Here is a 23,880-nt window from a genome sequence, read left to right on the forward strand (position 1 = left end):
CGGAGAAGCCTTCAGTTGGTTCAAGAGACCTTCACAACCGCCTGCGATTTCATGAGGACCTTTAGCCCTGCTGCCACAACGGTGAGGTCAATGCGGGCGGTGCGGGCATCGGCGTCGAGCGCTCCCACAACACCGGTGACGTCGATGACGGCGCCGGCCTCATCGGTTCCGGTCGTATCGGCGACCAGCACCGGCTTGGTGAAGCGGGTCTGGTAATCGACGACGGCGGCCGGGTCGCCTGCCCAGTCGCTTACCAACTGCACGGCGGCACCCATGGTGAACATCCCATGCGCGATAACGCCCGGCAACTCTACCGAGGTTGCGAAGGCTTCGTTCCAGTGGATGGGGTTGAAGTCGCCGGAGGCACCTGCGTACTTGACCAGGTCTTGCCGGGTGACCTCGATGCTGCGGGTGCCGATTTCCTGGCCGACCGTCAGTTCTTCGAATGTGGGGCTCATGGTTACTGTCCCTCTCCGCGGACCAGGATGGATGAGGTGGTGGTGGCGACTTTTTCGCCTGCAACGGTGGAAATCTCGGAGCGGGTGGTGATCATGGCTCCCCCGCCCATGGCACGGACGCCGTCCACATGAAGTTCGGCTACCAACTGGTCGCCGGCAACGATGGGGCGGTGGTGTGTGAACCGCTGGTCAGCGTGGACCACGCGGGAGAAGTCGATTCCCGATTCCGGGTCCTCCACCAGCTGGGCATCAGCGCGCTGGGCAACGATGATGGCAAACGTTGGCGGTGCTACGAGGTCGCTGTGTCCCAGGGCCTTGGCGGCCTCCACATCGAAATGTGCGGGATTGTTGGCTTTCACAGCCTTGGCAAACTCGCGGATCTTTTCGCGGCCGACGTCATAAACCTCTGCGGCAGGGTAGCTTCGGCCCTGCAGGTCCGGATTGATACTCATGTTCCAACCCTATCGGGCTGGGAGGGCTTGGAGGCAGCGGCTTCTTTGGGTGGCCGTTACTTCTTGTAGCTCTTACGGATCTTCTGGCCGCGGATGACCAGCCCAGTGACGTGCAGCAGCAGCCCGACGCCAATGACGGGCAGCGACGCCATGGCCAGCCCTTGGTTGCCGGACGTGTTCCCCACGATGGACAGGATGAGCCCGACGGCGATCAACCCCATGGCGCCGAAAACCAGCGCTTTGTAGGAGGTGGAGGCGGTGGCCCAGAATTCGTTCAGCACCGTCCAAGTCTACCGGGGCGTTGCGGCCGGGGTGGTGCGAGGCCCGCTCTGCGCCCTCAGAACACGAAATACCCCGCAGAGCGGACCTCACAACGGGAAGGTTTTGCCGAAGGGCGACCAGGAAAGGGCGTCAGAAAAGGGAGTCCTGCAGCGCCGGGATTGCCGTGAGGTGCGGTCCGAACTCGATCTTGCGGCCCTTCAGCGTGCCCAGGTCTGCCACGAAGCTGCCCTCCACCTCTGCACCCGATGCGTCCGGAAGACCTGCCAAAGCGATGGCCCCGGAAAGTGAGTGGACCCGTAAACCGTGCCCGCCGGCGTCGAACGTTGCCGGGTAAGGGTGGCGACGCCCTTCGTCGGCAGCATCACAAAGCCGGTCCGCCAGCGCGGGCCGGTCCCACTCTTCCTCCACAACGGAATAGCCGGTCATCGCGAGCCCGCCCAGCAAATCGCGCACCCGCCCGGCGTGCTGACGGTTCAACGCCAAAATTTCGACGCCGGCACGCGGCTCCACGAGGCCGGCCACCTTGGAGGCCGAACGAACTTGTTGGACAAGGCCGAGCTCACGCGTGACCATGTCCTCGAGAATGCGGACTACACGGCCGTCCTCGGCATGGGCCACATAGGAAGCGTGCACGGCCCCCTGCTCGGCAAGCCTGTTCCATTTGCGCTGCGCAGAGGCCGTACCCACTTTGGTGGCACCGTTCGCAAAGGTGGCCACGTAGAGCCAGTGCGGCTGCATCAGATAGGCCCGCAGGCCAGTGGGAACGGAGGTGCCGCGATGAAAGTCGTGCATGAGCCGGGAATCGTCGCGGGCAAAGCAGGCCCCGCATTGCTTGCCACGCTCCGCCGGAGAACTGCCACGGCAAGGAACATGCGTGCGGTCCCCCGGACCGTGGACCTTGGTATGGCCCAGGCACCACAGACCGGGGACAACGCGCAGGCCCAGGGCTGAGCCCCGGGCCAACGCAATCTCGCTGAACTCCCCCTCCGGCGCGAACAACCTCAACGCCGGCGATGTGGAGTCCCAAACGACGCCGTGAACCAGCATGCTTACAGGGAAGGCTGGACTCCGAAAGCCACGGCAAGCTTCATGATCTTCTCGGCGCGGCCCAAACGCGGGAGGTCCGAACCGTCGCGGATGACGCGGCCGTTGGCTTCGAAGTCGTTCATGAAGTCGGTGGCCCAGGCGACGTCGGACGGCGTGGGGCTGATGACCTCATTGATCACCGTGGTCTGATCGATGGCCAGGCACAGCTTGCCGGTCATGCCCATGGTCACGGTGATGCCGGTCTGCTCGCGGAGGATGGGGTGGTTGGTGCCGACGGTAGGGCCGTCGATGGGGCCCGGCAGGTTGCCCACGCGGCTGGCGACAACCAGTTTGGCGCGCGGGTAGGCCATGGCTTCCGGGGTAGCCGCCATACCGGTGTCGCGGCGGAAATCGCCGGAGCCGAAAGCAAGGCGGAAAGCACCCTGGGCGCGGGCAATGTGGTTGGCTTCTTCGATGCCGAGGGCGGACTCAACCAGCGCGATCACGGGTGTCTTGCCGTCCATGCGGTGGTAGGACTCGGTGACCTGGTCAGCGGATTCGGTCTTGGCCAGCATCACGCCGAGCAGACCAGGGGTGCCGCGGAGACCGGCGAGGTCGTCGGCCCAGAACGGGCTGGTGGCGTCATTGATGCGGACCCATGCCTGGCCACCGGCGGTCAGCCAGTTAACGACGTTCTCGCGTGCCAGGTCCTTCTGGGAAGGATCCACGGCGTCTTCGATGTCCAGGATGATGGCGTCTGCCCGTGAACCCGCAGATTCGTCAAAGAGCTCCGTTTTCATGGCGTTCACAAGAAGCCAGGAACGGGCGATATCAGCGGGAATGTTGCGGGTAGGCCGAATGGACTCGGCGGCGATGCTAGACGTCATGTATCTACCGTATCCGCCCGGCGGGTCAGAGGGCGAAGAAATACGGCCGGTTGTGAGGATCAATACGAACTAAACCCCATATGACTGTGGGGTCCAACAGTATGAACGTCCGACGACGGTACGCGCCAGTCATGCCAGGCCCACCAGTCGCTGTTGTTCATGCGGCTCAACGCGGCGTCTTTGTGTCCTCCGGTTGCCGGGAATGGCCCAGCATTTCGCCCTGTTTCGGGCTGTTTCGCAGCGTTTCCAGGCGTTACCCCATCGCTTCCCACCCGCCGCCGAAATGGGCTTACATCGTTCCCAAGCCGTTGCACGGGTTCCCAAGCTCTTCCGTCAGCCGGCTACCCAACACCTTCCAACCCATCGAAAGTAGCTCCCATGAAACTGCATCTGCCCCTGCTGAGCGTCGCGGCCGCCGTCGTACTAGCGCTGACGGTGAGCGGCTGCGGCGGCGCTGCCGAAGCTGGACAAACAGGCCAACCCGGTAACGAGGTCAAGGAACTCCGGTACCAGGGCTCGGCCAACAACGTGACCTTTCCGGAACTGGCCGCAGACCTCGGTTATCTGGGTGACCTGAAGCTCAACTGGGTAGGGAACACCACCAGCGGTCCGCAGGACATCCAGTCGGCGGCGACCAACCAGACTGACTTCGGCGGCGCGTTCTCCGGAGCGGTAGTCAAGCTCATTGAAGCTGGCGCGCCAGTCAAAGGCGTGACCAACTACTACGGCTCCGACGAGAAAACCTTCAGCGGCTATTACGTGAAGGCCGACAGCACCATCAAGGAACCGCGTGACCTGATCGGCAAGAAGGTCGCTGTCAACACGCTGGGCGCCCACCACGAAGCCGTCATCAACACCTGGCTGACCAAGAACGGACTCAGCCAGGACGAGATCAAACAGGTCCAGTTGGTCCCGCTGGCGCCGAACGACACCGAGGAAGCGATTCGTCGTGGACAGGTGGACGCCGGAACGCTCGGCGGCGTCCTGCAGGACCGGGCCATTGAAGCCGGCGGACTGCGATCGCTCTTTAGTGACGTGGAGCTGTTCGGCACCTTCGCCGGCGGGCAGATCGTGCTCCGCAACGACTTCATCGAGAAGAACCCGAACACCACGCGCACCTTCACCACAGGTGTTGCGAAAGCGATCAAGTGGGCAGCGGAGACCCCTCGTGACGAAGTCATTGCCCGCTTCACCAAGATCATCGATGGCCGTGGGCGCAACGAAAGCACGGCAAACCTGAAGTTTTGGAAGAGCCCCGGGGTCCCGGACGCAGGGGTGATCAAGGACGAGGACTTCACCCGCTGGGAGGACTGGCTCAACGCATCGGGAATCGTCAAGGACAAGCTCACGCCGTCCAAGTACTACACGAACGAGTTCAACGAGCTCGCCGCGAAGAAGGGATAGCCATGACCGCGAAAATCAGCCTGCGGAACGTCACCAAGGAATTCACGGTCCGGGCCACCAAGACAACCAGCGCTACCCGGCTCACCGCCATCGATTCCCTCAGCCTGGACGTCCGCGACGGCGAGTTCCTCACCTTGGTAGGCCCCAGTGGTTCGGGCAAGACCACGCTGCTGGACTTGCTGGCCGGACTCTCGACGCCGACGTCCGGTGAAGTCCTGGTGGATGGCAAGGCCGTCACCGGTCCCGGCAAGGACCGCGCCGTGGTGTTCCAGCAGTACGCGTTGTTCCCTTGGCGGACAGCGTCGGCCAACGTCTCCATTGGACTTGAAGGAGTGGGCCCGGACGGCAGGAAGCTGAACCGCCGCGAGCGGGCAGCGAAGGCCAGCGAATACCTGGCACTCGTAGGCTTGGCGGGTTTCGAGGACCGCTATCCGCATGAGCTCTCCGGCGGAATGAAGCAGCGCGTGGCCATTGCCCGCAGCCTGGCCTACGAGCCGGACGTGTTGCTGATGGACGAACCGTTCGCCGCTTTGGACGCCCAGACCCGTGAGCAGCTGCAGGATGAACTCCTCAGGATCTGGAAAGCGACGGGCAAGACCATCGTCTTCATCACCCACGGCATTGACGAGGCCGTGTACCTCGGCGAGCGCGTCGCTGTCCTGAGCGCGCGCCCGGGCCGCCTCAAGGAAATCGTGGACATCACCATTCCGGACCGTGACGGCGGCGAGGACATCCGTTCCAACCCTGCCTTCGTTGAACACCGGCACCAGGTCTGGACGCTCCTGCACGATGAAGTCCGCCGTGCCCAGGACGCCGGACACCGCAAGATCCTGCCGGACGGCAGCGCACCTGACGAACCCGCAACCATCACCAAGGAAAGGAGCGCGGCCTGATGACCACCACGCTCATTCATACGAAAGCCGCGTCCACGGCGGGCACCGCGGCCAACCCAGCTGCCGCCGTCGTGCGTTCCCCGCAGGATCCTGCTGAAGGAACGACGCCGGCACCCGGCAAAGTGCGACGGGTCACCGCGGCGGCCGGTTCAATTCTCTGGAAGTCCACGGCCATCCTGGCGTTCCTGGCGCTCTGGGAACTTGGGCCGACGTACTTGGCCAGCCCCTCCACAAGGGTTTTCCTGCCCCCGCTGCACGAAGTACTCCTGGCGTGGGGCAAGCTCTTCGAAGCCGGCACCATCCAGGGCCACATCGCTGCCAGCCTCACCCGTTCCGTGGCAGGCTTCGGCGCCGCACTGGTGGCAGGCGTCTCGCTGGGATTGCTCATTGCCTGGTACGGGCGGTTGAACTCGGTCCTGAACCCTCTGCTGGAGTTGTTCCGCAACACCGCTGCGCTGGCTCTGCTGCCCGTGTTTACGCTGCTGCTGGGCATCGGCGAGGAGTCAAAGATCAGCATTGTTGCTTACGCCGCGTTCTTCCCGGTCCTCCTGAACACCATTGCCGGGGTGAAGACCGTGGACCCGCTCCTGATCAGGGCGGCGCGCTCGCTGGGGCTCAACAGCTTCCGGCTGTTCCAGAAAGTCATTCTCCCGTCCGCCGTGCCCACCATTTTCACGGGTATCCGAATGGCTGGCACCGCATCAATCCTGGTGCTGATCGCCGCGGAAATGGTGGGGGCCAAAGCAGGCCTGGGTTATCTGATCGTGAACGCGCAGAGCAGCTTCCTGATCCCGGACATGTACGCCGGCATTCTTACGGTGTCCTTGTTGGGGCTTGGCGTGAACTTCCTGCTCGTCGCCCTTGAACGGCACTTCTCCCGCTGGCGCACCGCTGTTGGTGCCGACGCTTCCTAGAACCAACCCCGTGGCACCCGCCGCAACCATCACAACAAGTAAGGAAATAACAATGACCGTCATTACCGAAACCAAACTCGAATTCGCCAAGCTGGGCTCCCGCATCGGCGCCGAAATCCGCGGGCTGGACATCAGCGGAGACCTCAGCGAGGACACCGTGGCCCAGATCAGGGCAGCGCTCAACGAGCACAAGGCGTTGGTTTTCCGCGAGGCAAATATCCTCACCGACGAAGCCCAGGTGAAGTTCGCCTCGCACTTTGGACCACTGACCAAAGCGCACCCTACGGTTGCCTCCGTAGACGGCGAGGAGAATGTCCTTCCCGTGGACAGCGAGAACGGCTCGGCCAACAACTGGCACACGGACGTCACGTTTGTAGTCAACCCGCCACAGGCGTCCACGCTGCGCAGCATCGACCTTCCGGCCTACGGCGGCGAGACGCTGATCGCATCCTCGGCCGGCGCCTACCGGGACCTGCCGGAGGAACTGCGCAGCTTCGCGGACAACCTGTGGGCCATCCACACCAATGACTACGACTACTCCGTGCCCAAGAATCTCGAGCACTCCAACGCTGAGGAGCGACGCAAGGAGTTCACGCGATTGAAGTTCGAAACCGCCCACCCCGTGGTACGGGTCCACCCTTTAACCGGCGAGCGCGGATTGTTCATTGGGGGCTTCGCGCAGCGGCTCCGGATTGTGGGGCTGTCCAACACCGAATCCAAGGACATCATTCGTCTGCTGCAGGCGTACGTGACGCGTCCGGAGAACGTGGTCCGGGTGAACTGGGAACCCAACCAGGTAGTCCTGTTCGACAACCGGATCACCCAGCACTATGCACCGGACAACTATGATGGCCAGCCGCGCAAGCTCAACCGTGTGACCATTGCCGGCGACATTCCCGTCAGCATCGATGGAAAGCCCAGCCAGGCCATCCAGGGTGACTCGAGCACCTACTCGGTGGTGGCCCCGATCAGCCTCGCATAGTAGGCGTACTCCATGTGTTGCTGTTCACACCCCACTGAGTCGCACTGGTGCGCGTTTTGAGACTTTTGTAACGCGCACCAGTGCGACTCGGTTGGGTTAAATCGGGGTTAGGGGATGTTGTTTCCCCGGGCAGCCACCCACAGGCCGTACCACTGGGCACGGGTCATGGTGGCAGCCACGGAGGCGGCGTCGGCGCATGCCGCAATCCGGGCGGGATGGGTGGTTCCCACTACCGGAGATATCCTGGCCGGGTGCTTCATCAGCCAACCCAGCAGTACTGATTCCGGCGTGGTGTTCTTCTCCCCCGCCAACAGTTCCAGCATCTCCGCTACAGCCGACTCAGCCGGCGAGAGCTCCTCGGACTTCGCCCCCGTGTATCGCCCTTGCGCCAGCGAGCCGTATGCCTGCATTTCAATTCCTTTGGCCATACAGTGCTCCAAGGTTCCATACGGAAAGCTGTACCCCAGCCCCTCCGCATGGTTGACCAGCACACCGCTCTCCAACCAGTCCCGGCGCAGCAAACTCATTTCCAACTGGTTTGCTACAAGGGGCGCCTCCAACTGGTCCTGCAGGAACGCGATCTGCGCACTGGACATGTTGGACACACCCAGTTGCCGCACTTTGCCTTCCGCCATCAACTGTCCGACGGCGTCCGCCACCTCGCGCGGGTCCATCAGCGGATCGGGGCGGTGCAGGAGCAGCACGTCCACGTAGTCCGTTTGGAGCCGTTTCAGGCTCCCGTTGACCCGGTCGAGGATGGCTTCCCGGCTGAGGTCGTAGTGCGTCTCCAGCCCGCGCTCCCCCAGCCTGATGCCGCACTTGGTTTGCAGCTGGATCTTTTCACGCAGGCCCGGCGAGCGGGCCAGGACTTCACCAAAAACAGCCTCGGACTTTCCACTGCGGTAGATATCCGCATGATCGAAAAGCTCAATCCCGACACCCAGTGCGGCGTCGACCACCGCGGCGGCCTGATCGACCTCAGCTGCGCCATAAGACGTGCCGTCCCACGGACCGCCGAGTCCCATACAGCCATAGATGAGGCGTCCCCGCCCGTTCGCATTCGTCATAACTTCAGTATTCTGCCGCAGCGCTTACGCGTTGCTGACAACCCATGCAGTGGTGTCGGACGGCAGCTTGCCGTTCTCCAGCGGACCGCTGGCGACCACCACGTCACCTTCAGGCAGCTCAACAGGTTCGCCGCCGAAGTTGGTGACGGTGTGCCAGCCACCGGGGCGGCTGAAGTGCAGCAGGTCCTGGTTGCCGGTTTCCACCCACTCAAGTTCCTCAGCCGTCTGGAGTTCCCTGCGCAGGCCCAAAGCCTTGCGGTAGAGCTCCAGCGTGGAACCGTCCACGCCTTCCTGGGTGGATACGGCGTAATCCTTGAACCACTCCGGTTGCGGAAGGTGCGCCTTGCCCGCGCCGAAGCCGAACGACGGACCTTCCGCGGTCCATGGCAGCGGCACGCGGCATCCGTCGCGCCCGATCTCCACGCCCGGGTTGCGGAAGAACGACGGGTCCTGGCGTGCAGAGTCAGGGATTTCCGAGACTTCCCGCAAGCCGAGCTCTTCACCCTGGTAAAGGTAGGCCGAGCCAGGGAGCGCAAGCAGCAACAGCGTCGCGGCGCGGGCCCGACGCAAGCCAAGTTCGACGTCGAGCTCTTCAGGCGGCGCGCCGGCCAGCAGCCAGCCCTTGCCATCCTGGCCCTTGGGCTTGTTGCCGGTAATGTCCTGTGCCGCATTGGTTCCCTGTGCAACGGAGCCGCCCTTGGGCAGGCCGTACCGCGTGGCGTGGCGGACGACATCGTGGTTGGAGAAAACCCACGTGGACGATGCACCTGATTCCTTGGCTGCCACCAGGTTGTCCGTGATGATTTTCCGGAAGGATGCAGCATCGAAGTCGGACTGCAGGAGATCGAAATTGAACGCCTGGCCCAGTCCTTCGGGGCTTGCATAGCGGGCACGGCGGGACTCGTGGACCCAGGCCTCGGCGACAGCCGTACGGGGCGGGTTGTACTCGTTGAAAAGCTTGCGCCACTCCGCGTAGACCTCGTGAACTTCATCGCGGTCCCAGAACGGGTGGGAACCATCGGTGAAGCCATCGGTTCCGTGGGCCTTGGCTTCGAGGTCGGCCTTCATGGGCAGCGGCTCGGATAGATCCTTGGCCATGCCGTGGGCTACATCGATCCGGAAACCATCAACACCGCGGTCAGACCAGAAACGGAGGGTCTTCAGGAAGTCCTCACGGATCTCCGGGTTCTCCCAGTTAAAGTCCGGCTGCTCCTTGGCGAAAATGTGCAGGTACCACTGGCCAGGAGTGCCATCCGGCTCGGTGATGCGATCCCAGATGGGGCCGCCAAAGACGGAGTCCCAGTCCGACGGCGGCAGCTCGCCGTTCTCGCCCCGGCCGTCACGGAAGATGTAGCGCTCGCGGGCAGCGGAGCCCTTCGGCGAAGCCAACGCTTCCTTGAACCACTCATGGCGGTCGGAGGAATGGTTGGGGACGATGTCCGCCACGATCTTGATGCCGGCGGCGTGCAGGGCTTCAACCATCTCGTCGAAGTCCTCAAGCGTGCCCAGCTTTGGATCCACATTGCGGTAGTCATCTACGTCGTAGCCGCCGTCAGCGAGCGCTGAAGGGTAGAACGGGCTCAGCCAGACGGCGTCGATACCCAGTTCCTTGAGGTAGGGAACCTTGGCTGTGATGCCCTTGATGTCGCCCAGTCCGTCGCCGTTGGCGTCGTGGAAGCTGCGGGGATAGATCTGGTAGACAGCCGCTTGGCGCCACCAGTTGGGGTCGGCCATGCGATCTACGTCGGAACGGTGTGCCTGAGTGGCGGAGGTGCTCACGAAACTCCTTTGATTTAGTATCTAAATTTATATCCCGGACCAGTATGAAACGGCCGGACGTCGCAGGTCAACAGGCCTAGCCCTTTACGGCCCCCTGGGTAACCCCTGCCATGACCCACCGCTGGGTGAACAGGTAGGCGATAATCGCCGGGGCCATCGCCATCAGGTAGGACGCGAAGGACACGTGGTAGTTGTTGCTGAACTGGGTCTGGAACAGGTTTTGCCGCACGGGAAGAGTCTGCAGGGACGGATCGGAGATGATCAGCGACGGCATCATGAAGTCATTCCACGCATACAGGAAGGCAAAAATTCCCACGGTTGCGCTCATTGGCGCCAGAAGCGGGAAGATCAGCTTCCAAAAGGTCTGCCAGGTGGTAGCGCCGTCGATCCTTGCACTCTCCTCCAACTCCATCGGGATGGACCGGAGAAATGCGGTGAACAGAAGGACGCTGAAGCTTAGCTGGAACATGGTGGCCAGCAGGATCACACCGAACGGATTGTCCAGGCCCAAGCGGCCCGTGAGCTGGATCTGCGGCAGCGCCACCACTGGGAAGGGAATGAACATTGCTCCCAGCAGGTAGAAGAACGAGTACCGGAACAGTCGGCGCTCCCAGTTTCGAACGATCGCATAAGAAGCAAAGGCCGCCAGGATGATGGTGGCCACCACGGTTCCGGCAGTCACCAGCAAGGACATCGCGGCGCCCACAGGGAAGTTCGTCAACGTCCAGGCCTGGACGAAGCCGTCAAAGCTGAAGGGGGCAGGGAAGGAGAAAGCGTTGCCGTCCACCGCCTGTCCCTGGGTTTTGAACGCCATGGAGACGGTGACATACAGGGGAAGGAGAACGGTCACCGCGCACAAGACCAGAATGGTGGTGGCGGGCCAATTCACCCGTTCGACTGTGGAGCTGGATTTCTTGGTCATCGATTCATTGGTCATCACAGTGCATTCCGTCCGCGGGTCAGCGAAAGCTGTACGAGAGAGATCACGATGGCCACCACGAAGAAGATCGTCGCATTGGCCATCTGGTAGGCGTAGTCGCCGCCGTTGAAGCCCGAGATAACAGTCATCGCGATGCTTCGGGTTGAGGTTCCCGGACCACCGTTGGTCAGGCCGACGATGATGTCGTACGCATTAAGGAAACCCTTGAAACCAAGAATGATGTTGATGACCACGTAGCCGGACACCAGGGGAAGCGTGATCTTCACCAGTTGCTGGAACTTGCTGGCGCCGTCGATTTCCGCGGCCTCATACACATCCCCCGGCACCGCCACGAGACCGGCGATATAGATGAGCAACGCCCCCGGTACGGCCTGCCAGGCCGTCACCAGCACAATGGCCACCCAGGCGAGATCCGGATTGGCCAGCAGGCTGCTTTCCAACCAAGGGATCCCGGCCGCAGTACCCAGCGACGGCAGCGAGTTCGAAAAAAGGAAGTTGAAGACGTAGGCAATGATGATGCCCGAAACCACCATCGGAATCACGAAGATGGTCCGCAGCGCCGACTTCATCCGGATGCGCGACGTCAGCCCGACGGCGAGGAGGAAAGCCACCACGTTGACCGCGATCACCGTCACGATGGAGAACCCGAAGGTAAACAGGTAGCTCTGCAGGATCGCGGGATCACTGAAGATGGCTATGTAATTGGTCAGGCCGACGAACTCCCAGTCCCCGATTCCAATGGAGTCAGTGAAGCTGAAGAAGATGCCGATGATGCCCGGAATGGTGATGGCCAAGGTGAACAGAACAAGGCTGGGCACCAGGAAAAGGTAGAAGATCGGCTCAACGCGCCGCCGGTTTTCCCGTTTTTGGGGACTCTGCGCTTGGCGGCTCTGTCCATGGCGGCCCTGCTTGGACGTGGTTGGGGTGGTGATGGTGGACATGAATCTGACTCCCTATGGTCTGCACTACTGGCGGAAGGCCAGGCGCGCCCAATCTGCGTCGAGGGTGCGGAGGGTGGATGCAGGGGGTGCGCCGAACACCATAGCCTGCGTGTAGTTCATGATGGGGATGGTGCGGGGAACGAGCACCGACGGACCCTGGTAGACCTTGGCGTCGTTGTAGTACTGCACCATCCCCTCAATCCGAGGGTCGGGGACATTCGCCGTCTCCTTGGTAGGCGTGAATCCCAGCTGCGACTGGTTGTAGGTATCGATCACCTCAGGGCGGTACAGATATTCGAGGAAATCACGCGCAGCGTCCTTGTGCTTGGACGCTTCCGGTATCCAGGCCGCGAGGTCCACATTGACGCGAACACGCAGGTCCTGGGGATCGTCCGTCATCGGCAACGGAAATGTGCCGAGCTTCAGATCGGGGGCGGTCTTGGCGATCTCGCTGAACGCCCACGGCCCCTGCAGGTACATGGCTGCTTTGCCTTGGGAGAACGCGAGGTTGCCGTCACCGTAGGCCCGGCTCGCGGCGTCCTTGTTGACATAGCTCGTGGCGAGCTTCAGCATCTTGGCTACTGGTTGCTCGAAGTCCTTTTGGAAGGAAACCGACGATTCCGGACCCACTTCGGTGCCTTCAGCAGCGAGTTTGCCGAAGAAGTCCAGGGTGTCCACCTGACCGCCCACAGCATAGTCGAACCACCCTTGGGCTATGGTCCAGTCATCCTTCCAAGTGGCATAGAAGGGTGTAACTCCAGCCGCCTTCAGCTGGTCGCATGCGGCGATCAGTTCGCTCCAGGTGGTGGGCACCTTGATGTTGTTGGCCGCGAAGATCTCCTTGTTGTAGATCACGGACGATGCCATCACGGAATAGGGAAGGGCGCTGGTCCGGTCCTGGTAGGAGCCGTACTGGTCCATGAGCGGTTGGAGATCCTCCCGGATCCTGGACGCGGCATCCGTTCCGGACAGGTCGCTCAACGCGCCGCGCTGAACAAAGCGTGACGTCTCCATGTTGTAGTTTGCGAGGGCAATGTCCGGCGGATTTCCCCGAACGAAACTGGCCGACACAACATCCACGCCCGACGTGTCCAGGACAACCTCGGTGTCGTTTTGCGAAGCGTTGTAGTCGGCAACGAGCTTGGTCATGAAACCAATGGCTTCACGTTTGCTGAACGTAAACCGGATGGTCTCCTTGCCCTGGTCTCCAGTGCACCCCGTGAGGAGGCCAGCCAGCAGGGCCAGCCCCAGGGTCACCGCCGCCAGGCGTTTCTTGCGCGTAGGTTTCACAGACCCCGTGGTCCTTTCGTCGTGCGGACCTCAGCGGCCGCCGTGCCATCGTGAGGCGGTCACTGACCACCGGTTCCGAAGTTTAGATAGGAGATAAATTTATGACCTATCGCAAGTTTGAGTGACCGGCGCCACAGGGTCAAGCTTTTGAACGAAATCCGCCGTCATATAAATTTATGTACTAAATTTAGAGAGATCGTTCTATCGTTCCCGGCTGACCGCCCCAAGAGTTCGGAGTACCCCATGCTGACTGGGACTGCACCATCAACCCAGCTGGTGCGTCGGGTCAACGCCAGCGCAATGCTCAAGGCAATGCGTGGCGCCGGCGTCCTCACCGGGACGGAACTCATGGATTCCACCGGCCTCTCACGTGCCACGGTCATATCGATCTGCGACGAACTGGTCCGCCTCGGCTGGCTGCAGGAACTTGAAAACCAGCGGGGTACGGGCGAATACGTCAAAGGCAGGCCCGCACGCCGCTTTGTTTTCGACGACGGAGCGGCCAGCGTGCTGGGCATCGACATCGGCGCTACCAAGATCACCACGATCGTGGCCAATATGGCCGGGACGGCGTTGTCGCAGGTCACCATGCCATTCCGTACGTACAACGTCCCGGCTGACGAACGGGCCGACGTACTGGACAGGATCGCCGCAGAGGCCTTGAAAAAAGCCGGCGTGGCTGCGGATTCCGTTCTCGCAGTGTCGGTCGGAGTGGCCGCCCCGGTCAGCCGCGATGGCGAGGTACTCCGGGCCCAGGAATTCTGGAAATCCTTCGATGTCCGCCGGATCGTGTCCGAGCGGCACGGCTGGCACGTTCTTCTGGAAAACGATGCCAACCTCGCGGCCCTCGCTGAGCGGTGGCTAGGGACCGCGCAGGGAGTGGACAACCTTGTGGTCATGCTGGCGGGTGACCGGCTGGGCTCAGGCATCATGGAGTCCGGCCGCCTGCTCCACGGGCAGCTGGGTGGCTTTGGTGAATTGGGATATCTCGATCACGTAGACGGGGTGGGTGACACCTACGGCATTGCCCACTACGCCGCGCTGTGGGGACGGGAAGCCATGGACAGCAATCCGGCAACGACGCTGCGGACGCTGTGCGGCGGGAATCCTGAGGCCTTGACTGCTGAGATGGTTTTCACTGCAGCCGCGGACGGAGACGGCCCCGCCCGCACGGCCCTGGATCGCCTGGCCCAACGCATGGCCCGGGTCATCGGTTCAGTCAGTACGTTGGTCAACCCGGACCTGGTGGTCATAGCCGGGGCCGTGGCGGCCTCGGCCCACGCACTGATTCCGGGCATTGAAGAGAAGATGACGGAGTTCACCTTCACTCCCCCGCGCCTGGCAACCTCACCCCTGGGCGATGGGATCGTGTCCCTCGGCGCGATCCGGCATGCACTGGATTATGTCGAGGAACATGCCCTGGACCTCTACCCCGCGTCGCTGCCGAAACACGAGGCTGCCAGCTGACCGCTTCTTGCCGCTCGGCCCGGCAGGCGGCCAGTCCGGAATTCGGCTAGTCCGGCATCGACATGGTGCGCAGGTCCAGTTGCCTCAGCACGCGATCTGCCACTTCCGGGTCAGTACCGAGCTCGTTCCGGGCCGCCACCACTTCCTGCCGTGCAGCATCCAACGCGATGGTCTGCACTGCGATGGACAACTCCCGTCCGCGCTTGCGCTTTTCAGCGACCGACTCGTTCTGCAGGGTGCCATCGAGCAACTCCGCATGCAGCCTGCGCATCTTTTCCTTGACCAGCGCCACCTTCTCCGCCGGGAGTTCCTTCATCAGGTCGTGGTCCTTCAAGGCGGCGACCGCAGCCGACTGGGCGCGCTTGGCGAGGACCTTGGCGGCATCCTGCTCGTGAGAACCATCCTCGGTGGCCTTCAGCACCCGCATGAGCCATGGCAAGGTGAGGCCGGGAAGCACCAGGGTTGCCAGGAGAACGGCGCAGGCAATCACCAGGATCTCGTGCCGGGCCGGGAAGTCACTGCCATCCGGCAGGGTCAAGGGAAGCGCCAACGCCAACGCCAACGTAGCCAGGCCGCGCATGCCACACCACGTCAGGATCAGCACTTCCTTGGGTGAAGTGGGCTGCAGGAGGTTCCTGCGCCTCCGGGCCGTCAGGGCAAGCAGGCCCAGCCACAAGAACCGGACGACGAACACCAGGATGCAGATAACCACAGCCATGCCGATCATCCCGAAGATCGCAGTCCCCTCGTCCCGGATAACGTGGCGGATTTCCAGCCCCACCAGGCCGAACGCCAGGCCTGTGGCAAGCAACTCCACCACATCCCAGAACGCCGTCCGTGTGATGCGTTCAGCGGCGTCCTGCGGCCGCGTATGGCGCTGCAACTCCAAGGCGGTGACGACGACGGCCACCACACCTGATGCGTGCAACTCTTCCGCGAGAATGTAGGCGGCGAACGGAACCACCAGGGTGACGGCACTGCGGGCCACCATGGACGTGACCAACGTGGTGATGAACTTGGTCAGCCAACCCATGGCGATGCCGATCACCACAGCCAGCGCGGCTCCGATGACGAACTGCGGGATGACCTCCGGGCCCACTTCCTTCCCGGACATGGTGGCGGCCACGGCAGCCTGGAAGATGACGATGGCAGCGGCGTCGTTGAAAAGCCCTTCGCTTTGCAAGACCGTAATGAGGCGGCGCGGCATGTGGACTCGGCCGGCTACCGACTCGACGGCAACGGGGTCCGGCGGGGCCACCATGGCACCCAAAGCAATGGCCGCCGGGATTCCGATGCCCGGGATCATCAGCCAGGCAGCACCGGCCACTACTGCCGTTGACACCACCACCAGAGCTACGGCCAGGAGCAGGAGCGTCCGCCACCGTACCCTGAAGACGGCCCACGAACTCTTCTGGGCCGTTGCAAACAAGAGCGGTGGAAGGAAGATCGGCAGGATCAGCTCAGGCGAGATCTCAAACTCAGGGAAGCCCGGAATAAAGGTCAACGCCACAGCCAGCAGAAGCATCAGGACCGGGTACGGAAGCCGGAGCCGGTCCCCCAGGCCCACTGCCACCACCGTCGCTAGCAGCAACCCGACAATGAGCGCCAACTGATCCATGCTCCTGCTTCCCCAGACGTTGTAAGGCCCTCCCCCGGACAAGGCCGAAAAAGTTCCCTACCAACATATCCCGGGAGTGCAGACGGTCCACGCGGAGTGACGCGTCGGGCGGCGCCTCCTTTAGAGGGTCAGTCCTCCGTGAGGGCATCCACGACGTCGTCGGTTCCATCCTTGAACATGATGGTCCGACGGATGGTCCCCGGCAGTTCCAGGACGGCCGCTGCCACCAAGGCGACGTTGGCCCTGGAGGTCTCCGTGCCATTGCCGGGGTTGGCAGGATCCGTTTCGATCAAACCTGTGGCTGGCTCGTCCGTCAGAGTTCCCGGGCCCAGGACTGTCCAGTCCAGGTCTGTAGCGCGCAGGTAGTCGTCCGCTGCCGCCTTGGCCTCCGCGTAGGCAAAGAACGGGTGGTCCTGGGGCACGCCGTGATCCTTGGCAGCCCCGATGTAGGAGACCATCACGTAGCGCTTGACGCCGGCCTCGGCTGCAGCGTCCATTGAACGGATGGCTGCATCACGATCCACAGCATAGGTCCTGGCCGGGTTCCCTCCGCCGGCACCGGCAGACCAGACAACCGCGTCATGGCCCTTGAGCGCCCGGGCGAGTTCGGCCGTCGTCGAATGTTCCACGTCCAGCACCTCAGCCGAGGCGCCAGTCTCCGTGACATCTGCCACATGGTCGGCATTTCGAATGAAAGACGTGACGTCGTGACCTTCGCCACTAAGAATGCGGGACAGATGCAAGGCCACTTTCCCGTGGCCGCCAATGATTGCGATTCGGCTCATGGACCCATTCTGTCTCACCAAACGAAAAAAGACCCCGCAGGCCAATGCTGCGGGGTCTTGCTCTGTAGCGGTGGGGAGGCTCGATCTCCCGACCTCACGATTATGAGTCGTGCGCTCTAACCAACTGAGCTACACCGCCACGAATGAGAAAAACCTGTGTCAAGCCGGTCAAAACCGCCTTGACACAGGCCCTCATCCAGAGCCCCCCACCGGAATCGATCCGGTGACCTCGTTCTTACCAAGAACGCGCTCTACCACTGAGCTAGGGGGGCAACGAGTAAATACTCTACCGGACGTTTTCAGAAGCTACAAATCGGCGAAAAAACGCGGAAAAACGGCGTCGACACAATTTGCGAAGACGCAGTTTTCCTGATCCATATTTTGCGTCGCCAGCGTTCGCCGTTGCCCCTCTTGGCGGTTCGCATCAGGGTAGTCGAAGCACTTGTCCCGGGTAGATCCGATCCGGATTGGGGACGGTATCAGCATTGGCAGCAATCAACGCCCCCAGATCCACCCCGAACTGGGCAGCGATCCCGCTCAAGGTGTCTCCCTGCTCCACCACGACCTCCGTGACCCTTGGGGCCACGGGTCCTGGCTGCCCGGCCACCGCAGCAGCTTCAGCGGCCGCCTCCTGCGCCTGCGGCCGGACTTCCGGGGCGTCGGGTTCCAAGCCCTCCTGACGGGCCTCCCGGGCTGCTGCGGCGTCCGCGGCAGCCTGTTGTTGGGCCGCTTGGGCTGCCGCAGCCTCGGCGGCCTCCCGGTCAGCTGCTGAAACCTCGACGGCGGCCGCATCCTCCGCGGCCTGGCTTCCGGCAGATGGGGCTGCCGGTGCTGTTGGAGCTGCGGCCTCGGCGGGAGCTGCCTCGCGGGCAGCGGACCCATCATCGTCCCTGTGATCCTTGCCGCCGTGCAGTAATTGATCGCCGCGTCCCTTGTCACCAAGGCCAAGGTTTTTCTTCAAGTTGTCCAGCAATCCCATGGAGCACCCTCTTGCGTTCTGCTTGCGTTCTGCTTGCTTCTGCCGTGCCTCGATCGTACGGCCGGTCGGGGCCGCAGGGAACCCGGTCCCCCACGGAACACCATGCAACGGGATCGAGTACCGACGTTAAATGCCGCAGGGGGCCGGCTCGAAAGCCGGCCCCCTGACGGGAACTACTGAGTGTCCAGCATGTGGTGGTGTTTACCACCAGGAAGTGTTTACCACTTGCCCTTGCGGTTGAAATCGCGGTGTCCGCCTTCGCCGCCACTGCGGGGCTTGCGGGCGCCGTCACCGTGGCCGCCGAAGCGTGATCCGCTGGCCTGGCCGCGGTCGCGGTCGCCGAAGCTGCCTGCGGTGCGCTCGGAGCGGTCGCTGTAGGAGCGGCCACCACGGTCAGCGGAGGTACGCTCGCCGCCTTCGGACTTGCGGAAGTCCTTCTTGAATCCGCCGGCGCCCTTGAAGTTTCCGCCGCCACGGTTTTCGCGGTCGCCATAGCCACCGCGTCCACCGGCGCCACCACCGGAGTAACTGCCGCGGTCGCCGCTGGGCTTGCGTCCGTTGTCCAGTTCGAGGTGGATCAGCTCGCCACCGATGCGGGTGCGGGACAGTGCGCGCAACTGCTCGGGGCTGAGGTCTGCCGGGAGCTCCACCAGGGAGTGGTCCGAGCGGATGTCGATGCCACCGATCTGTGCGGAGGAGATGCCGCCTTCGTTGGCAATGGCGCCAACGATGGAACCCGGCATGACGCGCTGACGGCGTCCGACGGCGATCCGGTAGGTGGCGTTGCCCTCGGTGAGGGCGCGGGTGGGGCCACGGGAACCGAAGCCGTCCTTGGAGCGCTCACGCTTCTGGTACTCGGGAGCTGCAGGCAGTTCCTTGACCAGCAACGGCTGTCCACCCTGTGCCATGACGGCCAGGGCAGCTGCGATCTCGGCTGCGGGAACGTTGTGCTCTTCCTCGTAGGAGGAGATGAGGTCGCGGAACGCTGCAACATCCTCGGACGCGAGGGTCTCGGTGATGCGCTCAGCGAACTTGCCCAAACGCAGCGTGTTCACGGTCTCGGCGGTGGGCAGGTGCATCTGCTCCACCGGCTGGCGGGTTGCCTTCTCGATGGAACGCAGCAGGTACTTCTCGCGCGGCGTCATAAAGAGGATGGCGTCACCCGAACGGCCTGCACGGCCGGTGCGGCCAATGCGGTGCACGTAGGACTCGGTGTCGTGCGGGATGTCGTAGTTGATGACGTGGCTGATGCGCTCCACGTCAAGGCCACGGGCAGCGACGTCGGTGGCCACGAGGATGTCGATGCGGCCTTCCTTCAGTGCGTCGACAGTGCGTTCGCGCTGCTGCTGCGGGATGTCGCCGTTGATGGCGGCAGCCTGGAAACCGCGGGACTTCAGCTTGTCGGCGAGGTCCTCGGTAGCCATCTTGGTGCGCACGAAGGCGATCACGCCGTCGAACTCTTCAACCTCGAGGATGCGGGTCAGGGCGTCCAGCTTGTGCGGGCCCATGACCTGGAGGTAACGCTGCTTGGTGTTGGCGCCCGTGGTGGTCTTGGACTTCACCGAGATTTCAGCAGGGTTGTTCAGGTACTGCTTGGACATGCGGCGGATCTGGCCCGGCATGGTGGCAGAGAACAGCGCAACTTGGCGGGTTTCCGGAGTCTGCTGGAAGATCTGCTCAACGTCATCGGCAAAGCCCATGCGCAGCATTTCGTCAGCTTCGTCCAGTACCAGGTACTGCAGTTCGGACAGGTCCAGGGAACCCTTGGCGATGTGGTCGATCACGCGGCCGGGGGTACCGACAACAACCTGGGCACCGCGGCGCAAGCCGGCCAGCTGCGGGCCGTAAGCCGAGCCACCGTAGACCGGGAGGACAGTGAAGTCGTCAATGTGCTTGGCGTAGGAGGTGAAAGCCTCGGCAACCTGGAGGGCCAGTTCACGCGTCGGGGCAAGGACCAGTGCCTGGGTCTTGCGTGAGGGGCCGTGGAGGTCGTGGAGTTCAGCCAGGCGGGACAGGGCAGGAACAGCGAAAGCTGCGGTCTTGCCGGTACCGGTCTGGGCGAGGCCAACGACGTCGCGGCCTTCGAGGAGCAGCGGGATGGTGGCGGCCTGGATGGGTGACGGCTTCTCGTAGCCGACATCCTGAAGGGCGGCCAGAACGCGGCCGTCGATGCCAAGATCGACGAAGCGTACGCCTTCTTCTTCCTCTTCTTCTGCCTTGGGGGCAGGAGCTTCGGTGAAGGTGGGGGCTGCAGACTCAGCTGCAGCGTTCTCGACGGGGGCAGCGGCAGCAGCCGGTGCTTCAGCTTCGGCGGGCGCGGTGGTCTCTGCTGCAACAGCGGACTCAGCGGACTCAGTGGTCTGGGCGTCGAAGTTTTCGTTGAGATTTTCGGTCATAGGGGGAAATTCCTCATCCATAGGGCAGTCGGCGCGGCCCGGTTGGGCTTGGCCGCATTACTCGTCGCGAAAACAGGCAAAGTGCCCTGCTTTCGCAAGAAGTCCGGCGCTATCGCAATCCCATGGCAGGACTTCCCGCTGCATCTCTTGGCTGCTATCCCAGCAGTCTGTACAGCGTTTTCTTTAGCCGGCTCTCCCTATGAAAATGCCCGCACACAATTGCGGGCCCCAACACTTACCAGTCCTGCCTCAAGAATTGGGCAGGATAAAGGGATTTCCGGAGTGGGGGATATTTCAAGTGTAGGGCACGTGGTGGCCTCACCGCGACTTAAGTCTTGATGAAGGGCGGTGAGCTTGTTCACACTTCGCTCCACCGCTGCCCCGTAGCCCTCAGAGGCCGTGGCGCCGGAGGACGTTCTGGAACTTTGAGTGGTACTCGTCCTGGAGCCTGATTTCTCCGTCGGCCTCTGCGTCCAGCAATACCTGAACGATGTCCGGCGTTGGTTCGCTGAACCACTGGCCCACCGTGATGCCATGCTTCGGTACGAATGTGCGGTGAATGTGGTCCCCGGGAGAAATGGTCCCTGTCCTGATGACGCGGAGGTACGTGCCAACCCGTCCGGCCTGCGTGAACCGCTTCACCCACTGCGGCTCTTCCAGCACCCGTTGGAACGTAGCGCAAGGAACGCGTGGAGACGTCACCTCAAGCTCCACGTCAAGGCCAACCTTCCACCGTTCACCAATCACGGCGCCCGTGGTTTCGATTCCGGACACCCGCAGGTTCTCACCGAACAGACCAGCCGGCACTTCCCGCTGCAGCTCGGCCGCCCAGTAATCGGCATCCTCCTGCGAGTAGGCGTACAGGGCTTGGTCTTCTCCGCCATGATCGAGCCGGTTTGCCTGAACGTCCCCGTGAACCCCGAGCTTATGGACTTTCACCGGACCTTCCACCGCACGTTTGTCCATGGCGGTGACCCCCACGTTGCCGGGATCAGGCAGCAGCTGGTGGACCCGGCAGACGGCAAGGAGGGAGGCGGTGTTCATGGGATCAGTCTACGGACGGTCCGGCGCAGATTTACAGATCTAAGGATCAAAACGGTAGCCCATGCCCGCTTCCGTGTGCAGATGACGAGGCTCTGCCGGATCCCGCTCCAACTTCCGGCGCAGCTGGGCTATGTACACGCGCAGGTATTGGGTTTCCTTGGCGTAGGCCTGTCCCCAGACCTGGGTGAGGATCTGCTGCTGGCTCACCAGCTTCCCCCTATTACGAACCAACAGCTCCAGGATGTTCCACTCCGTAGGTGTCAGCCTGACCTCAGCGCCGTCCTTCACGATTTTCTTGCCTGCCAGGTCCACCATGAAGTCGGTGGTGGCCAGGGTCGGTTCCTCATGACCGGTGACTACACGACGCGAGGCGACCCGAAGTCGCGCAAGCAGTTCATCCAAACCGAAGGGCTTGGTCACGTAGTCGTCCGCACCGGCGTCGAGCGCCTCCACCTTGTCCTCCGACGCGTGCCGGGCAGAGAGCACAATGATGGGCATGCTGCTCCAGCCGCGGATCCGGCGGATGATCTCCACGCCGTCCATATCCGGCAGCCCGAGGTCCAGCACCACGATCTCCACAGGCTGTTTGGCAACTGCCTGCAGGGCGTCGGCACCGGTGGCTACCGACAACGCCTGGTAGCCATGGGCCTGAAGCGTGATCTGCATGGCGCGGGCAATCCGGGCCTCGTCCTCGACGATGAGTACCAGCGTCATTGCGCGCCGCCAGTCCACAGCGGCAAGGTGACCACCATGGTCAGGCCACCACCCGGCGTCGGCTCCGCGGCCAGCCTCCCGCCCATGGCCTCGCAGAACCCCTTGGCCACTGCGAGTCCCAACCCGATCCCGCCGCCGGAAGCGTGTCCGGGCGCCGGCGAATCACCGAAGCGCTGGAACGGCTGGAACATAGTGAGGACTTCCTCCCTGCCCACTCCCCTGCCATGATCCACAATCCGCAGTTCGCCGGCTGGCCGGTCCCCTAATGTGATGCCGGCACCAGCCCGTGCCGTCAGGACCACATCCGATTCCGGGGCATACTTCACGGCGTTCTCGACGATGTTCGCCACCACGCGCTCCAGCATGCCGGCATCGGCCTGCACCGGGGGAAGGTTGGGTGGCAGTTCGTTGCGGAGGCGCTCAGGCGGAAGACCGCGCAGTGCCTGCGGCAGTACCTCAGCCCAGCCAATACCGGTCAACAGCGGATTTACCGCGTCTGCGGTGATGCGGGACATGTCCAGGAGATTGTCCACCAGGTGGTCCAGGCGATCCGCATAGTCCTCGATGGTCTCCAGCAGTTCCCGCTCCACCTCTGGAGGAAAGCTCACGTCCTCCTGGCGCAGGCTGCTGACAGCAAGCTTGATACCGGCCAGTGGCGTCCTCAGGTCATGGGACACGGCGCGGAGAATGGATGTCCGCATCTTGTTGCCCTCGGACAGCCGGACGTTGTCCCGCCGGCTCTTCACCAACTGTTGCCGCTCGCGCACGGCCACCACAAAGGCTCCGAAGGCGGCAAGCAGCCGCTGGCGCTGTGGTGTTAAGGGTCCGCCGCGCAGCAGCAGCGTGTACTGGGGATCGACGACGGCGGCATGGTCGGCGGCGGCATGGGTCACCGGCGGATTCGGACCGGCGCTCGCCAAGACCTGCGATGCGGGAGCCGCTCCGGGCGTGGCTGCCGTCCCCGGGGCCGCGGAGCCCAGCAACGTCACCGCTTCCATGCCAAGGTTGCCACGGACCTTCTCCAGGAACGTCTCCAGGCTTCCATCCGAACTAAGGATCCGGAGAGCCAACTCGCTCAAGGCAGTGGCTTCCGCTTCGGATCGCGCTGCCTCCTGGGCCCGCCTGCTTGCCAGGCCCACCGCGAGCGCCACACCGCAGGCCACTGCCAGGAACACCACCAAGGTGAAAAGCGTGGTGGGATCGGCAATGGAAAGCGAGCCAACCGGATCGGCCGAGAAGTAGTTCAGCAGGAAGCTGCCCAAAACCGCGGCCACCACCGCAGGCCACAAACCACCGATCGCGGCGACGGCAACCGCCACGGCCAACTGCAGCAGCATGATCATGGCGAAGTTACGGAAGTTGAGGATCGTCACCAAAAGCTCGACGGCGGGCGGCAGCATGAGTGCCAGTACCAAACCGGTCACCACACGCCCCCGGCCGATGCCTCGAACCGGCGGGAGCCGGAGCAGCACGCCGTCGTCGCCGTTGCTGTTGGTCTCTGGTGCCGCCATGGCTACATCCTTACACGCTTCCCGCGGTGGGGAGTTCTCCCCATTTACCGC

Annotated in this window: 22 protein-coding genes and 2 tRNA genes; 5 read left to right on the forward strand and 19 right to left on the reverse strand. The window is 63.0% G+C overall.

Features of this window, described 5'->3' with window-relative positions:
* Positions 1-20: 20 nt before the first annotated feature.
* The 5 genes from ABIE35_RS00980 to ABIE35_RS01000 form a co-directional block, all read right to left on the reverse strand.
* Entirely contained in the window at positions 21-458 is a 438-nt protein-coding gene (locus tag ABIE35_RS00980; RefSeq protein ID WP_354512029.1) for a MaoC family dehydratase, read from the reverse strand.
* Positions 459-460: 2 nt separating this feature from the next.
* Positions 461-910: an FAS1-like dehydratase domain-containing protein gene (locus tag ABIE35_RS00985; protein ID WP_354512030.1), complete on the reverse strand. Its 450-nt coding sequence runs from the start codon at positions 908-910 to the stop codon at positions 461-463.
* 56 nt (positions 911-966) lie between these two features.
* Complete coding sequence (locus ABIE35_RS00990) at positions 967-1,191, reverse strand: DUF3188 domain-containing protein (RefSeq protein WP_261609365.1); 225 nt, start codon at positions 1,189-1,191, stop codon at positions 967-969.
* 130 nt (positions 1,192-1,321) lie between these two features.
* The gene (locus ABIE35_RS00995; RefSeq protein ID WP_354512031.1) at positions 1,322-2,239 is read right to left on the reverse strand and encodes a DUF2797 domain-containing protein; all 918 of its coding nucleotides are present in this window, start codon (positions 2,237-2,239) and stop codon (positions 1,322-1,324) included.
* A gap of 2 nt (positions 2,240-2,241) precedes the next feature.
* The gene (locus ABIE35_RS01000) at positions 2,242-3,105 is read right to left on the reverse strand and encodes an HpcH/HpaI aldolase/citrate lyase family protein (RefSeq protein ID WP_354512032.1); all 864 of its coding nucleotides are present in this window, start codon (positions 3,103-3,105) and stop codon (positions 2,242-2,244) included.
* A 378-nt stretch (positions 3,106-3,483) separates the two neighbouring features.
* Here ABIE35_RS01000 and ABIE35_RS01005 point away from each other — a divergent pair, with 378 nt between their 5' ends.
* From ABIE35_RS01005 to ABIE35_RS01020, 4 genes are read left to right on the forward strand one after another with little or no spacing between them, the layout of a single operon-like run.
* A complete protein-coding gene (locus ABIE35_RS01005) occupies positions 3,484-4,509 on the forward strand; it encodes an ABC transporter substrate-binding protein (RefSeq protein WP_354512033.1) in 1,026 nt (341 codons plus the stop codon).
* 2 nt (positions 4,510-4,511) lie between these two features.
* Positions 4,512-5,402: an ABC transporter ATP-binding protein gene (locus ABIE35_RS01010; protein WP_354512034.1), complete on the forward strand. Its 891-nt coding sequence runs from the start codon at positions 4,512-4,514 to the stop codon at positions 5,400-5,402.
* Positions 5,402-6,316 carry an ABC transporter permease gene (locus tag ABIE35_RS01015; protein ID WP_354512035.1) on the forward strand — a complete coding sequence of 305 codons (915 nt, stop codon included), beginning with the start codon at positions 5,402-5,404 and terminating at the stop codon, positions 6,314-6,316. Before ABIE35_RS01010 ends, ABIE35_RS01015 begins: the two co-directional genes overlap by 1 nt.
* Before the next feature lie 52 nt (positions 6,317-6,368).
* On the forward strand, positions 6,369-7,298 hold the full coding sequence (locus tag ABIE35_RS01020) for a TauD/TfdA dioxygenase family protein (protein WP_354512036.1): 930 nt from the start codon (positions 6,369-6,371) through the stop codon (positions 7,296-7,298).
* A gap of 107 nt (positions 7,299-7,405) precedes the next feature.
* Here ABIE35_RS01020 and ABIE35_RS01025 read toward each other — a convergent pair whose 3' ends face one another.
* The 5 genes from ABIE35_RS01025 to ABIE35_RS01045 form a co-directional block, all read right to left on the reverse strand.
* Entirely contained in the window at positions 7,406-8,365 is a 960-nt protein-coding gene (locus ABIE35_RS01025; RefSeq protein ID WP_354512037.1) for an aldo/keto reductase, read from the reverse strand.
* Between the two features lie 24 nt (positions 8,366-8,389).
* Entirely contained in the window at positions 8,390-10,144 is a 1,755-nt protein-coding gene (locus ABIE35_RS01030; protein ID WP_354512038.1) for a glycoside hydrolase family 13 protein, read from the reverse strand.
* Between the two features lie 76 nt (positions 10,145-10,220).
* Positions 10,221-11,081 (reverse strand): carbohydrate ABC transporter permease, encoded by an 861-nt coding sequence (locus tag ABIE35_RS01035; RefSeq protein WP_354512039.1) that lies wholly within the window; start codon positions 11,079-11,081, stop codon positions 10,221-10,223.
* Positions 11,081-12,025 carry a carbohydrate ABC transporter permease gene (locus ABIE35_RS01040; protein WP_354512040.1) on the reverse strand — a complete coding sequence of 315 codons (945 nt, stop codon included), beginning with the start codon at positions 12,023-12,025 and terminating at the stop codon, positions 11,081-11,083. The genes ABIE35_RS01035 and ABIE35_RS01040 overlap by 1 nt, the downstream gene beginning before the upstream one ends.
* Positions 12,026-12,049: 24 nt before the next feature.
* Positions 12,050-13,315, reverse strand: a complete 1,266-nt coding sequence (locus ABIE35_RS01045) for an ABC transporter substrate-binding protein (protein ID WP_354512041.1) — start codon at positions 13,313-13,315, stop codon at positions 12,050-12,052.
* 243 nt (positions 13,316-13,558) lie between these two features.
* On the opposite strand from ABIE35_RS01045, the gene ABIE35_RS01050 reads away from it, so the two are divergent.
* On the forward strand, positions 13,559-14,782 hold the full coding sequence (locus ABIE35_RS01050; protein WP_354512042.1) for an ROK family protein: 1,224 nt from the start codon (positions 13,559-13,561) through the stop codon (positions 14,780-14,782).
* A 46-nt stretch (positions 14,783-14,828) separates the two neighbouring features.
* On the opposite strand, the gene ABIE35_RS01055 is transcribed toward ABIE35_RS01050, so the two are convergent.
* The 9 genes from ABIE35_RS01055 to ABIE35_RS01095 form a co-directional block, all read right to left on the reverse strand.
* Positions 14,829-16,400: a Na+/H+ antiporter gene (locus tag ABIE35_RS01055; protein ID WP_354512043.1), complete on the reverse strand. Its 1,572-nt coding sequence runs from the start codon at positions 16,398-16,400 to the stop codon at positions 14,829-14,831.
* A gap of 128 nt (positions 16,401-16,528) precedes the next feature.
* Complete coding sequence (locus ABIE35_RS01060) at positions 16,529-17,185, reverse strand: SDR family oxidoreductase (protein ID WP_354512044.1); 657 nt, start codon at positions 17,183-17,185, stop codon at positions 16,529-16,531.
* 65 nt (positions 17,186-17,250) lie between these two features.
* Positions 17,251-17,324: transfer RNA gene (locus ABIE35_RS01065), tRNA-Met, on the reverse strand.
* 61 nt (positions 17,325-17,385) lie between these two features.
* Positions 17,386-17,457: transfer RNA gene (locus ABIE35_RS01070), tRNA-Thr, on the reverse strand.
* Between the two features lie 152 nt (positions 17,458-17,609).
* Complete coding sequence (locus ABIE35_RS01075; protein WP_354512045.1) at positions 17,610-18,164, reverse strand: LysM peptidoglycan-binding domain-containing protein; 555 nt, start codon at positions 18,162-18,164, stop codon at positions 17,610-17,612.
* A gap of 218 nt (positions 18,165-18,382) precedes the next feature.
* Complete coding sequence (locus ABIE35_RS01080; RefSeq protein ID WP_354512046.1) at positions 18,383-20,560, reverse strand: DEAD/DEAH box helicase; 2,178 nt, start codon at positions 20,558-20,560, stop codon at positions 18,383-18,385.
* 390 nt (positions 20,561-20,950) lie between these two features.
* A complete protein-coding gene (locus tag ABIE35_RS01085; RefSeq protein ID WP_354512047.1) occupies positions 20,951-21,604 on the reverse strand; it encodes an MOSC domain-containing protein in 654 nt (217 codons plus the stop codon).
* Between the two features lie 39 nt (positions 21,605-21,643).
* Positions 21,644-22,318, reverse strand: coding sequence for a response regulator (locus ABIE35_RS01090; RefSeq protein ID WP_354512048.1), 675 nt, complete (start codon positions 22,316-22,318; stop codon positions 21,644-21,646).
* A complete protein-coding gene (locus ABIE35_RS01095; RefSeq protein ID WP_354512049.1) occupies positions 22,315-23,829 on the reverse strand; it encodes a sensor histidine kinase in 1,515 nt (504 codons plus the stop codon). The genes ABIE35_RS01090 and ABIE35_RS01095 overlap by 4 nt, the downstream gene beginning before the upstream one ends.
* Between the last annotated feature and the right edge of the window lie 51 nt (positions 23,830-23,880).

Origin of the sequence: Paenarthrobacter sp. 4246 (assembly GCF_040546855.1) — a bacterium.
In the GTDB taxonomy this organism is placed as follows: domain Bacteria; phylum Actinomycetota; class Actinomycetes; order Actinomycetales; family Micrococcaceae; genus Arthrobacter.

What these genes read in the sequence shown, in the direction of transcription:
- ABIE35_RS00980 (WP_354512029.1), bottom strand. Translation starts at nt 458, where the DNA reads ATGAGCCCCACATTCGAAGAACTGACGGTCGGCCAGGAAATCGGCACC.
- ABIE35_RS00985 (WP_354512030.1), bottom strand. Translation starts at nt 910, where the DNA reads ATGAGTATCAATCCGGACCTGCAGGGCCGAAGCTACCCTGCCGCAGAG.
- ABIE35_RS00995 (WP_354512031.1), bottom strand. Translation starts at nt 2,239, where the DNA reads ATGCTGGTTCACGGCGTCGTTTGGGACTCCACATCGCCGGCGTTGAGG.
- ABIE35_RS01000 (WP_354512032.1), bottom strand. Translation starts at nt 3,105, where the DNA reads ATGACGTCTAGCATCGCCGCCGAGTCCATTCGGCCTACCCGCAACATT.
- ABIE35_RS01005 (WP_354512033.1), top strand. Translation starts at nt 3,484, where the DNA reads ATGAAACTGCATCTGCCCCTGCTGAGCGTCGCGGCCGCCGTCGTACTA.
- ABIE35_RS01010 (WP_354512034.1), top strand. Translation starts at nt 4,512, where the DNA reads ATGACCGCGAAAATCAGCCTGCGGAACGTCACCAAGGAATTCACGGTC.
- ABIE35_RS01015 (WP_354512035.1), top strand. Translation starts at nt 5,402, where the DNA reads ATGACCACCACGCTCATTCATACGAAAGCCGCGTCCACGGCGGGCACC.
- ABIE35_RS01020 (WP_354512036.1), top strand. Translation starts at nt 6,369, where the DNA reads ATGACCGTCATTACCGAAACCAAACTCGAATTCGCCAAGCTGGGCTCC.
- ABIE35_RS01025 (WP_354512037.1), bottom strand. Translation starts at nt 8,365, where the DNA reads ATGACGAATGCGAACGGGCGGGGACGCCTCATCTATGGCTGTATGGGA.
- ABIE35_RS01035 (WP_354512039.1), bottom strand. Translation starts at nt 11,081, where the DNA reads ATGACCAATGAATCGATGACCAAGAAATCCAGCTCCACAGTCGAACGG.
- ABIE35_RS01040 (WP_354512040.1), bottom strand. Translation starts at nt 12,025, where the DNA reads ATGTCCACCATCACCACCCCAACCACGTCCAAGCAGGGCCGCCATGGA.
- ABIE35_RS01050 (WP_354512042.1), top strand. Translation starts at nt 13,559, where the DNA reads ATGCTGACTGGGACTGCACCATCAACCCAGCTGGTGCGTCGGGTCAAC.
- ABIE35_RS01055 (WP_354512043.1), bottom strand. Translation starts at nt 16,400, where the DNA reads ATGGATCAGTTGGCGCTCATTGTCGGGTTGCTGCTAGCGACGGTGGTG.
- ABIE35_RS01060 (WP_354512044.1), bottom strand. Translation starts at nt 17,185, where the DNA reads ATGAGCCGAATCGCAATCATTGGCGGCCACGGGAAAGTGGCCTTGCAT.
- ABIE35_RS01075 (WP_354512045.1), bottom strand. Translation starts at nt 18,164, where the DNA reads ATGGGATTGCTGGACAACTTGAAGAAAAACCTTGGCCTTGGTGACAAG.
- ABIE35_RS01080 (WP_354512046.1), bottom strand. Translation starts at nt 20,560, where the DNA reads ATGACCGAAAATCTCAACGAAAACTTCGACGCCCAGACCACTGAGTCC.
- ABIE35_RS01085 (WP_354512047.1), bottom strand. Translation starts at nt 21,604, where the DNA reads ATGAACACCGCCTCCCTCCTTGCCGTCTGCCGGGTCCACCAGCTGCTG.
- ABIE35_RS01090 (WP_354512048.1), bottom strand. Translation starts at nt 22,318, where the DNA reads ATGACGCTGGTACTCATCGTCGAGGACGAGGCCCGGATTGCCCGCGCC.
- ABIE35_RS01095 (WP_354512049.1), bottom strand. Translation starts at nt 23,829, where the DNA reads ATGGCGGCACCAGAGACCAACAGCAACGGCGACGACGGCGTGCTGCTC.